This is a genomic window from Acetobacter malorum, from assembly GCF_002153605.1.
GTDB classification, from domain to species: Bacteria; Pseudomonadota; Alphaproteobacteria; order Acetobacterales; family Acetobacteraceae; genus Acetobacter; species Acetobacter malorum_A.
In genome coordinates this window covers 1-15,401 of the sequence record NZ_JOPG01000032.1, presented here as the reverse complement: position 1 = coordinate 15,401, position 15,401 = coordinate 1, and the positions used below count along the sequence as shown (strand labels likewise).

Genomic DNA, 15,401 nt, shown 5'->3' with positions numbered 1-15,401 from the left:
ACCTTTTCTCAGTGTCGTGCAAAAGAAAATGAAGACGGAAGGTGAGACTGCCCAGTAGAAACCGCATCAAGGTCTTGTGGGAGTTTGATAAAGTAGACCAGTAAACCGCTTAAAACGAACAACGCCGCATAAACAGCCATGACGCCGCCAACACCTACAAACGGCTGGAAAACGTAAACAATAAGCGGACCCAACCAGACACTGCACCCTGCACCAAAATTTAGGAAAGACATGGCGAGCCCTTTCCTGTCAGGCAGCAGAGAGGGCGCCAGCGCGGAAAGAGGAACATAGCCGGCAAGCGTGAGACCGAAAAATGCCGCAGATCCATACAATGCTATGGGAGAGGTATGGCCGAAATGCGCGGGGACCCAATAAAGCAACACACAGGCCAGACCACTGCCTACGCCTCCAACCCACATAATCGTGCCACGCCAGGACACGCGGTCACTCAAAGCACCAAAAAAGAGATTACAGACAATATTGCTTGCAAAAATGGTTTCTAAAAACCGCATCCACTGGGCGCTTGAAAGACCTAGCGTATTAATGAAATAAAACGGCATAAAAACAATAATGCCATGCGTTGCGCTCGAATTTATGGCCCGAACCACGCAGGTTAAGATCAATGACGGATTAGCGCGTATAATGCCTACCAGTTCGCCTGGCGCCGGAAGAGCAACTTGAGAACGGGGTAGTGCCCCTTTTCCTGCCCCATCGCCCCGCAGAATAAGAGACAGCCCACCCCCTAGAATAACAGCCACAAAGGCGACCCAGAATGTGCCATATTCTCCAAAAACAGGCAGAGACAAACTAGCAACAACAGTACCCAGGGTCGGCAACCCGCATGTAAAGCAGAACCAGAACAGACCAGAAGCTAGCCCGCGTTGAGTTATCCGCACCTCTCTTACCAGTAAGGTCAGTATACCATAAGCGAGCAGAGGGTAGCCAAACCCTCTTACGCCGTAGGTTAAAAGTATCTGCCACCCAGAGTGAGAGGGCACTGCCAGGGCAAGAAAAAGCACCTGAGGCACAACCCACAACACAATACCGGCAAAAATAACTTTGCGGCATCCAAAACGATCACACAGAACGCCAGATCCCCAGGCAGATACCGCCGCGGCCAGCCCGTAAACTGTGAAGACAAGAGCGACAAAATGTTCTGTCAGACCATGCCTGACAAGAAAGGGAGAAAGATAGCCAACCTCCACCCCATCTCCGATCATAAAAAGTAAAAGCCCAAGATATTGAAAGATAAAGTCAAAAGGACTTTTGTCCGGAGCCTGCGCCGGTTTTGTCATGCCTCTCTCCCCTTTTATCCTGCCTGTCTGGCGTCAGGTAGCTCTTGCCGTGCCGCTGGATGATCGGCTGAGGGACGTGCATTTTGATTTTCAGGGAAAAGGGTCTCCCTCAGCGTTGCGCCGGCAGAATCCCTAATGCGCCCACGCCTGCGCAATTCCGGTACAACCAATCTGCCAAAGTCTTCAAAAGTTTCCGGGTTAATCAGCTGGATCAGATTTATGCCGTCTGTTTCTGTCTCATCAAGCCATTGCTCCAGCTGGTCTGCTACCGTGCCGGGTGAGCCTATAAAGGTTCGGGCTCTCCCAAAACTCCCAACGGGGTTGGCAGCATTATCCAGCGTCCACTCCCGCCCACTGACGGCAGGATCAAACTGACGCAGCACAGACTGGCTTGCCTCTGTTTTCTGATAACGAATAACGCTGTCACGTGGCGTTTTTGAGAAATCAACGCCGGTCATGGAAGAATAATGAATGATTGACCCTACAGGATCATAGTACTGATAGTATTCCTTAAATTTTTCCTGTGCCACATCATCCGTTTCTGCCACCACAACCGCTACAGCTGTAATAAACTTTACGTTCTCCGGCTTACGACCATGCTTGACCGCTTGCTGGCGAATGCGGCGCACATTGCTGCGAACACCCTCGGCCCCGGCTCCAACCACGAACACCACTTCTCCATGCCGGGCGGCAAAATCTGACCCACGCGCGGACGTGCCTGCCTGCAAAATAACAGGCACGCGCTGCGGGCTAGGTTCTGTAACGTGCCCGTCAGGAACAGTAAAATAGGTTCCTCTATGCGCAACAGGGTGCACTTTATCTGGGTCAGTATAAATACTGTCGTTTAAATCTTTTTTCCGAACGACAGCGCCATCCTCCCATGAATCTTGCCAGAGTTTATAAGTGACTGCCAAAAATTCATCGGCAACATCGTAGCGTTTATCATGCGCAACCTGCTGCGTTAACCCTAAATTGCGGGCCGCACTTTCTTGTTGAGAGGTAACAACATTCCAGCCAATCCGCCCGTTTGTCAGGTGGTCTAATGTACTAAATTTTCTGGCCGCCAGATAAGGGTGTTCGTATGTTGTAGAAAGCGTAATCCCAAAGCCAAGAGTTTCGGTTGCTGCAGCCATGGCAGAAACCAGCAGCAAAGGGTCTATTAACGGTGACTGAATGCCATGTCGCAATGATGCCTCGGGGCTCCCCCCGTAAACATCTATCTGTCCAAGCGCATCGGCAATAAACAGACAGTCAAACCCGCCTTGCTCTACTGAACGCGCAAGGTCAGTCCAGTATTTTACACTCGTATAACGATGCGTCTGATCACGCGGATGCCGCCACAAACCATAGTTGAGGTGTGAAACGGTCGCCATTGTAAACGCATTCAAAATAATTGGTGCTTGTGTTTTAGCCTGATGAGACATTGCTTTTACTCTTGAATTCTGGCGAAGAACACCGTCTGGTAATGCTGTTTGCAAACGGTCCCTTAAACCGCTCCGACGCGCCATTGCTCAGGTGGGAGTTCTCCATTCACCAGAAAATCTCCTACAACCCGTGTGCGATAAACCCGTGGATTGTGGCAACCAATTGTACGGATATTGCGCCAGTAACGATCAAGCGCTGCCGCACGCAGGGTGGCCGTCCCGCCTAATGTGTCGAACAGTTGAGATGTCGCATTAAGCGTGAGTGGAAAAATAATCTCCTGCGCCTGCCAGACTTCCAGCTCCGCTTTGATCACAGAAGGCCCACGTTCATCTTCCTTGCTATCTGCGGCAGTTTGCAGGGCATCTGCTGCATGCCTTACAATGGCGTGGGCGGCATGTGCAGCAGAGGCCACATGACCGACGATTTCAAGAATTTGAGGGTCATGTGCGGGCAAAGCATGGTTTGCATGACTAAAACCACGCTTACGGGTTTTAACAGCCCCTGCCACCTCTAGTGCAGCAGCCTGAGCAATACCGGCAACAGTTGCCAAATGGTACAATTGGAAAAATGCCTGCGAATACGCAAAACCCGTATTGCCCACACGTAATTCATCAAGCTCAACACGCACATCTCGAAAATGCGCCGTGCCACTGGCTGTCAGCCTCTGCCCGATACCGTCCCAGTCATCCAGAATTTCAAGCCCCGGATCATGCCGAGAGGCAAGGCACTTAACGGTCTCACCGTTCTCGTTTGAGCCTGTAACCGTTAACCAATCAGCATAGAGCGAGCCGGTCGTAAAAAACTTGCTCCCATTAATAACCCAGTGCCCGTCTTTGCGTGTAAAACGGGTCGCAAATGCATCGCGCGCGGTGCCCTTTTCCGCAGCGGCGGCGCCGGCAGTTTCTCCTTTACCCAACCGTTCAAACCACCGGTCGGTATAGTCCGATGGCGCTTCAGAGCGCAGATGTTCAATAAATCCAAAATGCGCTCGTAAGGCCTGTGTAATATTAGAATCTGCCGTTGCAAGGTCAGTAATAAATGAAAACAGCTCACTCAAAGGACGACCAAGGCCACCAAATTCTTTGGGCACAGTAAATGCGGTTAATCCACTTTCCTTTAAGTGCGCTATTTGTTCAAATGGCAGAATTCTTTCCACTTCCGCTTGTATGGAATGAACTCTGATCTCTTCAAGCAGAGACGAGTATTGCGGACCAACGGCATTGTAGCCGCCCGAGCCAGCCTCACCCCACAGTGTTGCAGCACGATCCTGCTCAACTGATCTATTGCGTTTTAACACCCTCATCTCCCACCCTTATGGAGGCAGCCTTTAAAGCCTACATGCATACGCAGTGCTTTTTATAAGCGACTCACGACAAGTGATTTTAAAAAATCAATCAAACCGAATCGCATTTAACCATATTAAACGATCACAACAAGTTATAAAAATTCCATTCAGAAATTTAATCCGAATTGACTCGTAAAATAAGAAAAAATAATACAATTAAGTGAGTGGTAATCGAATCGGAATAATTTAACACTATAAATTATAGTGTAATTGAGCGTGTAGCTCAGACGGGAGCGTATGGTGGACAGGACATTTTTCGTGTATCTCGTCAGCTCAACAGCGCTGGCCTTCTCTTTCCCTCTTTTGTCGCCTGTCGCAAAAGCAGGGGAAACCCCTCTTACAAATCAGCAGGATCCAGCCAAAACAGCCGCAACACACCAAAAGGCACACGTGCCCGTACATGCAGCTCGCCCGCACCCGACCAGTAAGGCCCGGACCATTGCTCAGGTCGAGGATGTAAATGTGCAGGGGCGCCGGCAGGCCAACTGGGTTGTCACACCCGTGACCGCCGCAACAATCGCCAATTATGTGCCAGGTACAAACGCGCTCAAGGCGCTTACAACCTTGCCTGGTGTCATGTACAATTCAGGAGACCCACAGGGGCTAAACCTTTGGGGGCAATCTTTCCTGATGCATGGGTTTGACCAAAGTCAGATAGGCATGACCCTGGACGGGATGCCTTTGGGCGACCAGCAATGGAGTAATTCCAATGGCCTGAACCCATCTGCCGCCATTTCGTCCGAAAATATCACGCGTATGGATGTTTCAGCCTCTGCCGGGTCTGAAGGTGCTGCCAGTATCAGTAATCTGGGCGGCACTGTTCAGTTTGTCTCACGTGACCCGTCCCACAAAACAGGGGCCACCGTTAACCAGACCTTTGGTAGCAATGCCATGTTTCATACTTTTGTGCGTGCAGACAGTGGGGATTTAAATAAGCAGGGTACGCGCTTTTGGGTTTCTTATATGCGTAACGATACAGACAAATGGCGTGGCGGCCAAAACCAGTTTATGCAACAGGTTAACGCCAAACTCTTGCATCCTGTGGGTCAAAAAAGCCGCATTACAGCATTTTTCAACTACGCAGATGAGCAAATGCAAAACTATCAGGACTACAATATGGATATGTTCCGCAATGGCGGCTACCATATTGATAACCTGCTTGGCACCCCTAACGGGTATGAAACAGCTTATCGCCTTGCTCTGGCGCAAAACGGCCGGCCCGGTGGCGCTGTCCCTGCGGCTTACCAGAAACTCCAAAGCCCCTACACAGCCTCCTTCTATGATGGTGCGGGGAGTCAGCGCCAATATTTTGGCGGCGTTTCAGCCGATCTGGCCCTAACAGACCGCCTGCGCTGGAACAGCACCTTTTACGGCCATCGCTCCTGGGAGGTGGGGACGGTTACAAGCCCGCTCATTGAATCCACGAACGGCGCGCCCTTTGTGGAACAGGCTACCATCCCCACCACCCGGCGCTTTGGACTGACATCCTCCCTGACCTACACCATTGCCCGAAACGAGATTAATGGCGGGGTTTGGTATGAAAACACCCATTTTAATGCCGATAAGCGAGCTTATGATGAACCGTTGCTTGAGGACGTACTAAGTGGTGCTGCAAGGCCGGTCGATGGCTTGCATCTGACATCAGACTACCGCCGTGAATATGAGCAGGTTTTTAATACCAATACTTTTGTCGCTTATCTGCAAGACACTTACCGTCCGATAGACAACGTGGCACTCCATTTTGGCTTTCGTTCTGTCTTAAATACGACCCGCGTCGGCCAGCTTGCTAACTGGGAGCCCTATACACGCACCACTGCCATTGCTGGCGGTGCAGGCCTGACAACCAGCAAGCCTTTCCTGCCTCATATCAGCGGGCAATGGAGCTTTCTGCCCGGACACCAGGTCTATTTTGATATTGCCAATAACGTAAAAGTTCTGCCTGTCTCTGGCTATAATAGTGGTGCCTCCCCTTTTGCGACCACGCAAGCCGCCTTTGATGCATCACGCAATAGCATTACCTCGGAGACAGACTGGAACTACGCTATAGGATACCGTTACCATTCTCGCATTCTTGATGGGAATGTTTATGCCTATCACACAGACTTTTCAAACAGGCTTCAGAAAATATCCAGCGGCAGCCCTAATAATCCCTATACTGTCATCAGCAACGTTGGCGCTGTCGCCATGAACGGGGTCGATGCTGGTCTTGTCCTGCGCCCCGTCCAAGGCCTGCAAATAGGCAGCAGTATTAGTTACGATCACGCCACCTACTCTGACAACGTAACGCAAACAACAACCAACGGGATTGTTACGTATGGGATTAAGGGAAAACAGGTCGTTGCCTACCCACGCTTTATGTATAAAGGCCAGATTTCCTACAGGTGGAAAAAGGCAGAGGTACATGCTGATACACAGTTTATCGGACAGCGTAATCTAAGCTACACAGGCGATGAAAAGGTACCTTCATACTGGCTGACCAATGCCGGTGTGCGCTACGACCTTACCAGTCTGATTGGCAATATTTCCGGCACTTCTGCTTTCAAACGCATCAGCCTGGACTTCAATGTCTATAATATTACCAATCAGCACTATATTTCCACAATGGGCCAGAATGGCTTTCCTATGGCGGGTGATTATCAGTCTGTTGTTCTTGGTGCACCCCGTCAGTATTTTGGTTCTGTTCAGGTTGATTTCTAATGACACTTATAAAAGAAGCTCCAGCAACCACTCATCCGACACACAGTGATGCTCTCACCTTTCGTGAAGGTATGTCACGGCTACCCAGCGGTATAACCCTGATTACTACAGGTGGCGCGGCTGGCCAGCATGGCTTTACTGCCACAGCCGTGTGTAGCGTATCAGACGCACCTCCAACACTGTTGGTATGCGTAAACAGAAACACTTCCGCGCATGACCATATTCTTTCCCACCAATGCCTGGCCGTTAACGTGCTGGCAGAAGGACAGGAACATTTATGCAGTGCCTTTAGCAGCCGCAAATACTCCATGGCAGAACGTTTTGCTCTGGCACGCTGGGAAAACGGTATAACCGGGGCCCCCTTACTACAAGGTGCTCTGGTCTCTTTTGAATGTCGGGTTTCCAGGGTGATTGATACACCCACGCATAGCATTGTTATTGCTACGGTAGAACATATCCAGTGGGACAATGCCGCAGACAGCGGGTTAGTCTGGTTCCAGAAAGGTTTTGCTTTGACTAAAAAATAAGGTGCTTTTGCCTCTCACATTTCTTCTAAGAAAATGAGAATACTCCGCCAAAGGATGGTCGATAACTTTAACGAGGGCGAGACCGCCTGCGGCTGAGCGGCAGCAAGCAGCCTCAAGGCCTAAAGGAGTTCAGGCCTCTTCCTGCTATCCTTTGAAGAAATGCTCGCTTTTCCCTTTACGATTCAGCACCACTCTTCAGCGCAGCAAAGCCCAGCACCTCCGCCAGATGGGCACGATAGTGTGCAATCGTCTGGTCAACGTGTGGTTCTTTCATGACGTTCGTAGCCAGATACGTCGGGAGCGGTGTCATTCCCAGGAACTGATTGGCCTTGTGGAAAGGAAAATAAACCGCGTCGATCCCCTTCCCCTCAAAAAACTGTGCCGGATCAACAAAGGCTTCTTCCGGGGCATTCCATGTCAGAGAAAGCATGTAATGTTTACCGTGCAACAGGCCGCCCGAGCCATATTTGCGTTCAGGATGCGACCGGCTCCGCCCATCATTGGTGTAGAGCGCGCCATGACCAGCGGTAAAAACTTCATCAACATACTTCTTGACGGTCCACGGCAGATCCATCCACCATCCCGGCATCTGATAGATGACCAGATCAGCCCAGAGAATATTTTCAACTTCGGCCGGAATATCGTAGCCGGTATCAATTTTTGTCTGCCGCACACTAAACCCTGCGTTTGACAAAGTCTCCTGAGCAACATCCTGCAACGTGTCGTTCAAACGACCATGAGAATGGGCGAACGCTTTTCCGCCGTTCAGAAGAAGAATATTTTTCATCAGAATAGTGTCCCTGCAAAATGTATCCCGGATAGGCCTGAGCAGATTTCAGAGCGACTATCCGAAAAAATGTTCAATATGATAATGAGGCCTCGACGCATAAGACCGCCAGATTTTCTGGGCAGACAAAACGCCTGTCTCGCTTGTTGCCCCAGAACATGCTGCGCTTGACAGGCTTTGACAATCCATTGCTTCTCCACAGCACTTGTGAACCTGTTTCATCAAAGAGGCGCAGATGGATAATCGAATTGGCGAAATGCAGATGTTTCTGCGTGTCGTGGAAAGCGGCAGCTTTTCCGAGGCGGCCCGCCTGTCGATGACAACCCCCTCGACCATAAGCAAACTGATTGCCCGCGTTGAAACACGCCTTGGCGTGCGCCTGCTCGAACGTTCTACGCGGCGCCTGTCCGTTACGCCTGAAGGCCAGCTTTATTACGACCGCGCTCAGATCCTCATCGCCGAGCTTGATGACATGGAACAGGCTCTCACAACAGGATCTGTTCAGCCGGGCGGAACTGTGCGCATCAACGCCTCAGTGGCCTTTGGAGCACTCGCGCTGGAACCCCTCCTTCCCGAATTCTGGGAGGCTTACCCGGATATCATAATTGATCTGTCTCTCTCTGACGAACTGACGGATCTTTATCTTGACCGCACAGATATCGCCTTCCGGGTCGGGCAGTTGCAGGATTCAAGTCTGACAGCCCGATATATTGGAACCGCGCGACGTAAGATTGTTGGATCACCAGATTATCTGAACAGGTTTGGAGCACCACAGAGCATTGATGATCTGGACCACCATAAATGCCTTGGCTTCAATTTCCGACGAGCTGCCCCTGTCTGGCCTCTGCAAGAAAAAGGCCGCATCGCAGATCGTATTGTCCACGGCCCCCTGCTCGCCAACAATGGGGAAACGGTGCGGCATCTGGCCTTGCGGGGCGCAGGGCTGGCACGGCTCGGTGACTTTCATGTGCGCGAGGACATCAGGGCCGGACGCCTCGTTGAGGTTCTCGCCCATGCGGACGCACAGGACGAAGAAGAAATCCATGCGCTGTATCTGGCCAGCAAACAGATCCCTCAGCGTGTGAGACTTTTTCTCGACTTCGTCATTCCCCGCCTTCAGGCATATTTACAGGCCTGAACAAAATACAGGATTACGCCGCAGTCGTTGCGGTTGTAATCGGACCATTCTCCCCCTTAACGGTCTTTATCGACTGTGTGCTGTAGTCCTGAACCAATACTCTCCATCAGCCACTCCACAAATACCCGCACACGCGGAGAAAGCTGCCGGTTACTCGGGTAAAGGATCGAGAGCGGTGTTGGCGTGGGTGGAAAATCAGGGAGCACTTCAATCAAGGTACCTCTGGCAAGATCCTCTGCAAAACTATAACGCGGAACCTGCACGAGACCGAAACCAAGACGGGCCGCCTCCGCGTAGGTATCAACACCCCCAACCAACAGACGCGCAGGAAGCGAAACCTCAAGCACATCTTCTCCACACGTAAACTCCAACGGCAAAGGCTGGCCGGTGCGTGAAGACACGAAGCCGATCATCTGATGCCCATCAAGGTCATCAGGAGAGGCAGGTGTGCCGTGCTGCGCCAGATACGCCGAGCTGGCGACCGTCATCTCCTCCATCACGCCCAGAGATCGGACAATCATATCGCTGTCCGGGAGTTTTCCAGCCCGGACCACGCAATCCACCCCTTCACGCACCAGATCAACAAACCGCTCGCCCTCGCCGAGATGAACGGTCAGCGCCGGATGCCGGGCCAGAAAATCCGGGAGTGCCGGCAGCAGGATCATACGCGCCAGACGCCCGATAACATCAGCGCGCAACAAACCTGCGACATCGCCGCTTGCGCCACGATCCGCATCTTCAAGGTCCGCCAGGATCGCCACACACCGACGATAGTAGGTAGCGCCTTCCTCGGTTGGGCGGACATGCCGGGTTGAGCGGTGCAAAAGCCGCGTCCCGAGCCTTTGTTCCAGTGCCTTGATGGCAGCGGTCGCAACCGGACGGGAGACGCCGCAATCGGCAGCCGCTGCGCTAAAGCTGCCTCGGTCAACAATGCGGATGAAGAGGGCAAGTGTCGCAAGTTTATCCATAGGATTATTCCATTGCGCAAAACAATGCTGACGGAAAGAGCGCTCTTATCGAACGAACGAGGATATGAGCAGAATTGCACCTTCACCTGATGGAGAGTCCCATGTCTGCAACGACCACGAACCCTATTGCCATTGTCACCGGCGGAAGCCGCGGACTGGGCCGCGCAACTGTTGAGGCCCTCGCCCGGCGCGGCGTTTCATCAATACTCACCTATCACACCAACAAATCCGCGGCTGATGAGGTCGTTGACAGCGTCCGGAGCAGCGGAGTTCAGGCCGTTGCTCTGCAACTCGACACGGGCGATACGCATGCCTTCCCGGCCTTCGCTGAGGAAATCCGGCAGGTGCTGAGCGCATGGGGTGCCGAGCGTTTCAATTATCTGGTCAACATGGCTGGCACTTCCCATGAGGGGCTGTTTGGCGAAGTGACCGAAGAGGATTTCGATGCCGCCTATCGCGTGCATGCCAAAGGTCCGTTTTTCCTGACGCAAACCCTGTTACCCCTGATCGCAGATGGAGGCCGGATTGTGAACATCTCCTCCGGCCTGACACGCTTCGCCTACCCCGGCAGAATTGCTTATGCCGCCATGAAAGGCGCGGTCGAAGTCATGACGCATTACATGGCCAAGGAGCTCGGGCCACGCCGCATCGCCGTCAACACGGTAGCGCCGGGAGCCATCCAGACAGATTTCTCCGGTGGCATCGTGCGGGATAACCCGGACATCGCCCATCACATCGCGGAAAACACCGCACTGGGACGCCCCGGTCTCCCGGACGACATTGGCCCGATGATCGCCTCCCTGCTCTCTGAGGATAATCGCTGGGTCAACGCGCAGCGGATTGAGGTCTCCGGCGGTCAGGCGATCTGAATGACTGGCCGGTTTTCTGCAAGATTTCCGGCCAGAAATACAGCGCTTTATCCCTCTCTCCTCCGGGGCTTGCCGGAAAGGGCCTGGTTAAAATCTGTTATCCTGAAGGGGATAAAGCGCCTCAAAACTCAATCCGAGCAGTCACCTTAAAAGAGCGACCGGGCTGCGTGTAGTACCGCTCAGAAAGGGAGCTGGATGACTGTCCATAAGGCAAGGACGCTGCGTTATAATACGCTTTATCAAAGATATTATACATCCCCGCCTGAATACGGAGAGGCTTGTAAAATGAGGGACTATACCAGCCAGTCAGGTCAAAAATAACATAGCCCGGCGTTTTCCACTGGTTGGTCAATGTGCCGGTCGAAGTCAGATATTTGGCATTATCACGCCCGGACGCAAACGTGCCCGACAGGTCAGCCCCCCAGCGCTGGGTCTTATACCCAAAACCGATAATACCACGAAAAGGAGAAACCGAGCTCAGGTGGAAGTTCCTGTCCTGATCACGCCCATCCGCATACGCCAGTGATCCCCAGACATGCCAGTGGTCATCAAACGTCCAGTTTCCACTGGCTTCGACCCCATAAATACGGACATGGGCCAGATTGGTGGAGCCATAGCACAGCATATAACCCGTGCAACCGCTGATCCCCATCATGTCGATGAAATTGTGATAATGGTTATCATAGAAGGAAATTTTGGCACCGCGTTCTGAATTTCCATATTTCATGCCGACTTCCCACCCTCGGCTACTTTCAGGCTTAAGATCTGGATTGCCAACAACCTGATATACGGGGGGCGTGCTGTAATTCAGATATTCCTCGGTTGCAGAGGGAGCACGATATGCCTCAGCATACTGCCCATAGAGAATAACATCTTTGGCAATACGGGCTTCCACCAGAACCTTCGGCGAAAAGTGAGACCCATGAGCCCCATGCGGCAGCCCGGCGTAACCGGCGTTAGCCATATAAGAGGCCGTATTATGCGGGTCACGCTGGAAATAATCGAACCGGAAACCCGGTGTAATGTGCAGCCACTCGCCCCGCCCGATGCCGATACGGTCCTGTACAATAGCGCCCATATCCGTCCCGTGAACTTTGGGCATATCGGAAAAATTGTCGTGGGTATAAGCATTTGAGACGGCACGCTGGCCTGTTTGAGTCTGATAGGTATCGGTCAGGAAAACTTCCCCTCCGTAAGTCAGAACGTGATGCAGCGGACCGGTGAAGATGTTGTTTGTAGCGGAACCCGTCACGCCATAGGACTGCACAGGCAGTGTCAGGTGCTGATGCACATAGGCCGTAGGTCTTGCCGGGTCATTGTTTGTAATATCCGTATCAGTCTGAATGCTTTGCCAATACGCCAGAAAATGGGCCTCACTAAACAGAGCCGTAGGACTGCTGGCCTGATAATCGTAATTGGCAGACACGCGTGAACGCTGGTTCTCGCTACGTGTGCGATACACGTTTGTTGCCGTTGTTTCTGACGTTCTGGTCCGTTCATCATAGTTTCGGTCGAACCATTCACCAGTCAGGCCAACCCTGTGCCCACCTGCAAAATAATGCCGGATTTTACCAAGAAAACTTCCCTGATCGTATGAGGCAGGGTCTTTTGCAGTCCGGGTACGCCCATATCCGTATCTATCGCCACGGTTGCCGGTTTCACTCCCGTTCTGATAGCCGCCCTGAAGCAAAACTACCGTGTTTTTGTAACGTGCGGCAAAGGCCTGATTCAGTAAGGCTGCCTCACTCGCCCCATTGTAAGTCAGCTTGGTCAGCCCCCCAAAAGTTTTACCAGGTTTGAGCAAATCCTCCGGATCCAGCGTGCGCAGGGCTATAACACCCCCCAGCGCACCTGTACCAAAAAAGCTCGAATCTGCACTTTTAACCACATCAATGCCGCCAAGCGCGTTGAAGTCAAAATTATTGACGCCCCCCTGCGCAGAATTGAAAGACCCTGCATAAGCCCCATCATTTGCCCAGGGCATACGCACACCATCTATAGTGGTCAAAATTCGGTTCTGGTCGAGGCCTCGAATGTTAATGCTGGAATTTCCATTACTGTAATTAACCGACGCATCTACGCGCCGAGCAAAATCTTCCAGACTGTCTATCTGCCGGTCACGTAATGTTTTGAGTGTTGTTGTGGTCGTCAGGACACCCGCCTTGCCCACCGCACTATGATCGATATCTGGATTGAACTTCATGGAATCCAGAATGTCTGCTTTGCCATGCACTCTTACGGGACCTAAAACGACCGTACCGGACGCAGCCGAAGGAGGTTTTGAAGTCTTTTTCCCTGTCACGGTCTGCTTTCTGGATATTTCTGTTTTGGATGGAACGGGTTCCGTCGTGGCAGCCAAAACCGGTGTTATGCAAGCATACGCCAGAGCTGTCGTTGCCAGCATCCGGTAACGCATGGCCCGGCAGAAAAGAGGCAGCATCATCATTGTGTATCCGTCATTGCGCTAATTAAGAATCATTCTTATTTCATGATGCACGGCAGGCATGTGCGCAGCAAGCTCTTATTGCACATGATTCTCATTTGCGTTAAATAGGAGACACACTCGCATCTGTCCGAATGCGTTTATGTCGTAAAGGCCAAAAACATGACCAGAACGTCTGACCCCCTCTCCCTGTCTCTGCGCCTCAAAGACGCCACTTACACACTTCATGAGAATTTGGATAAAGGCATCATGGCGCACGGCCTGTTCTCTAGTGCGGACAAATACAAGAGCTTCGTGACACTCCAGTATCTGTTTCACAGGGATGCGAATGCCCTGTACAACCATTCTCAGCTGCTGGAGATCATCCCCGATCTGGCCGCCAGAAACCGCTTTGCGCACGTTTGTCAGGATATGCAGGATCTTGGCCTGACCTTCCCCGATGACGAAAAGCCTATAGAAAATCTGGATGCGTCCACGGCCGTTGGCTGGCTTTACGTGGCGGAAGGCTCCAAGCTTGGTGCCAATTTTTTAACAAAGCTGGTTGAAAAACTCGGCTTTACCGACACGTTTGGCGCGCGCCATCTTGCAGCGGACCCAGCGGGACGAGGCGCATCCTGGAACGCCTTCAAGAGCGCCATTGACCATGCCGGATTTGACCCGGTTCTGGCGACAACCGGTGCGCGAGCCGGTTTTATGCGTGTCAAAAACTATCTGACAACACCCAGCGTATTGCTCAGCCTCTCTGCCTAAGACCCCGAACAATAAAATGGCCTGAAATACCAGTGCATTTCAGGCCACCAAGCTATTCGCATACAACAAGACGCTGGATATCAGACCGTTACATCCTGCAATACGGTAAATCCTTCAAACACGGGAGGGCCGGCAGTCAGTGCACGTCCCTGCCCCGCCTTTGCATGAGCCTGGCGGAACTGTTCAGACTGCGTCCACCCTACAAAGGCATCATAGGAATCCCACACCGTGTGAGAGGCATAGAGCCTGTTCCCTTCTTTTTCCGGTCCCTTGAGAAACTGAAAACTGACAAACCCTGGAACAGTTTTCAGTAAAACCTCACGGTCCAGCCACCGTTTCTGAAAAGCCTCCTCATTTTCCGGAGCCACCAGAAAACGGTTCATAGCGATATAGTGTGACATAGGTTTTTTCTTTCCTTCAACGTTTATCGGCAAATCATATCATGCGGTAAAATGTAGGGTTTTCCTGTGGCGGCATGCACATGCACCCGCCCCTCCTCCAATCCAAATACGCGGCTCGCCAGCGCATTGGTGAGAACCTCTTCCGGCGGCCCCTGTGCATGGACCGCTCCCTCATGCACCACCACAATATGGTCCGCGCAGGCTGCCGCCCAGTTGAGGTCATGGATAACCAGCACCACTCCACCACCGCCAGCGGCATGGGTCCGCGCCAGATTAAGCACCAGATGCTGCCGGGACAGATCCTGAGCCGAAATCGGCTCATCCAGCAGTAAAAAACCCGGTGGCCTGCCCGTATCGTGCACCGCTGCCTCCAGCTGCATCAGAACCCGCGCCAGATGGACGCGCTGGCGCTCGCCTCCTGACAGATCCATGATGTCACGCTCTGCGAAAGCCGCCAGCCCAACCCGTTCCAGTAACGCTTCGGCAAGCTCCAAACGGTCTGAGTGACGCATGAGCGGCGCAGAAACCCGGCCCCCCATTGCCACCAGATCGCGCAGTGTAAACCGGGCGCGCAGCGGTGAGTCCTGCATCAGCATGGCCCGACTAGCCGCCAGTTGAGCAGGAGGAAGGGTGGTGATCGGAACATTGCCAAGCCATACAGCGCCACTGGTTGTTGGCAGTAACCCGCTGGCAAGGCGAAGCAATGTGCTTTTACCTGCGCCGTTTGGTCCGATAATGGCGGTTAGCTGAGCGGGG

The 15,401-nt window shown here is 52.5% G+C and carries 13 protein-coding genes; 5 read left to right on the top strand and 8 right to left on the bottom strand.

All coding sequences use genetic code 11. The features are described 5' to 3' along the window. Positions 1-8: 8 nt before the first annotated feature. The 3 genes from HK23_RS12555 to HK23_RS12545 all read right to left on the bottom strand — a co-directional run bounded on the left by HK23_RS12555 (position 9) and on the right by HK23_RS12545 (position 4,023). Positions 9-1,295 carry an MFS transporter gene (locus tag HK23_RS12555; RefSeq protein WP_086654231.1) on the bottom strand — a complete coding sequence of 429 codons (1,287 nt, stop codon included), beginning with the start codon at positions 1,293-1,295 and terminating at the stop codon, positions 9-11. Between the two features lie 14 nt (positions 1,296-1,309). Further along, positions 1,310-2,719 carry an LLM class flavin-dependent oxidoreductase gene (locus HK23_RS12550; protein ID WP_086654230.1) on the bottom strand — a complete coding sequence of 470 codons (1,410 nt, stop codon included), beginning with the start codon at positions 2,717-2,719 and terminating at the stop codon, positions 1,310-1,312. A 62-nt stretch (positions 2,720-2,781) separates the two neighbouring features. Next, the gene (locus tag HK23_RS12545) at positions 2,782-4,023 is read right to left on the bottom strand and encodes an acyl-CoA dehydrogenase family protein (RefSeq protein WP_086654229.1); all 1,242 of its coding nucleotides are present in this window, start codon (positions 4,021-4,023) and stop codon (positions 2,782-2,784) included. Positions 4,024-4,455: 432 nt separating this feature from the next. Between HK23_RS12545 and HK23_RS12540 the strand changes: the two genes are divergently transcribed. Both HK23_RS12540 and HK23_RS12535 read left to right on the top strand, forming a co-directional pair. Next, entirely contained in the window at positions 4,456-6,762 is a 2,307-nt protein-coding gene (locus HK23_RS12540; RefSeq protein ID WP_256940196.1) for a TonB-dependent receptor, read from the top strand. Further along, the gene (locus HK23_RS12535; protein WP_086654228.1) at positions 6,762-7,289 is read left to right on the top strand and encodes a flavin reductase; all 528 of its coding nucleotides are present in this window, start codon (positions 6,762-6,764) and stop codon (positions 7,287-7,289) included. Before HK23_RS12540 ends, HK23_RS12535 begins: the two co-directional genes overlap by 1 nt. Positions 7,290-7,464: 175 nt before the next feature. Here HK23_RS12535 and HK23_RS12530 read toward each other — a convergent pair whose 3' ends face one another. Further along, the gene (locus tag HK23_RS12530) at positions 7,465-8,076 is read right to left on the bottom strand and encodes an NAD(P)H-dependent oxidoreductase (protein ID WP_086654227.1); all 612 of its coding nucleotides are present in this window, start codon (positions 8,074-8,076) and stop codon (positions 7,465-7,467) included. A gap of 235 nt (positions 8,077-8,311) precedes the next feature. On the opposite strand from HK23_RS12530, the gene HK23_RS12525 reads away from it, so the two are divergent. Beyond that, on the top strand, positions 8,312-9,214 hold the full coding sequence (locus HK23_RS12525; protein ID WP_086654226.1) for a LysR family transcriptional regulator: 903 nt from the start codon (positions 8,312-8,314) through the stop codon (positions 9,212-9,214). A 56-nt stretch (positions 9,215-9,270) separates the two neighbouring features. On the opposite strand, the gene HK23_RS12520 is transcribed toward HK23_RS12525, so the two are convergent. Beyond that, positions 9,271-10,182: a LysR family transcriptional regulator gene (locus HK23_RS12520; RefSeq protein ID WP_086654225.1), complete on the bottom strand. Its 912-nt coding sequence runs from the start codon at positions 10,180-10,182 to the stop codon at positions 9,271-9,273. A 101-nt stretch (positions 10,183-10,283) separates the two neighbouring features. On the opposite strand from HK23_RS12520, the gene HK23_RS12515 reads away from it, so the two are divergent. After that, positions 10,284-11,051 carry an SDR family NAD(P)-dependent oxidoreductase gene (locus HK23_RS12515; protein ID WP_086654224.1) on the top strand — a complete coding sequence of 256 codons (768 nt, stop codon included), beginning with the start codon at positions 10,284-10,286 and terminating at the stop codon, positions 11,049-11,051. Between the two features lie 121 nt (positions 11,052-11,172). Here HK23_RS12515 and HK23_RS12510 read toward each other — a convergent pair whose 3' ends face one another. Continuing rightward, positions 11,173-13,497 (bottom strand): TonB-dependent hemoglobin/transferrin/lactoferrin family receptor, encoded by a 2,325-nt coding sequence (locus HK23_RS12510; protein ID WP_086654223.1) that lies wholly within the window; start codon positions 13,495-13,497, stop codon positions 11,173-11,175. A 159-nt stretch (positions 13,498-13,656) separates the two neighbouring features. On the opposite strand from HK23_RS12510, the gene HK23_RS12505 reads away from it, so the two are divergent. After that, positions 13,657-14,244 (top strand): biliverdin-producing heme oxygenase, encoded by a 588-nt coding sequence (locus tag HK23_RS12505; RefSeq protein WP_086654222.1) that lies wholly within the window; start codon positions 13,657-13,659, stop codon positions 14,242-14,244. Between the two features lie 80 nt (positions 14,245-14,324). Here the strand turns inward: HK23_RS12505 and hmuQ are convergent, their stop codons facing one another. Together hmuQ and HK23_RS12495 are read right to left on the bottom strand one after the other, a co-directional pair. After that, positions 14,325-14,645 (bottom strand): heme-degrading protein HmuQ, encoded by a 321-nt coding sequence (hmuQ, locus tag HK23_RS12500; protein ID WP_086654221.1) that lies wholly within the window; start codon positions 14,643-14,645, stop codon positions 14,325-14,327. 23 nt (positions 14,646-14,668) lie between these two features. Beyond that, positions 14,669-15,401: ATP-binding cassette domain-containing protein (locus HK23_RS12495; protein ID WP_143217565.1), on the bottom strand; the 733-nt coding region annotated here is incomplete at its 5' end.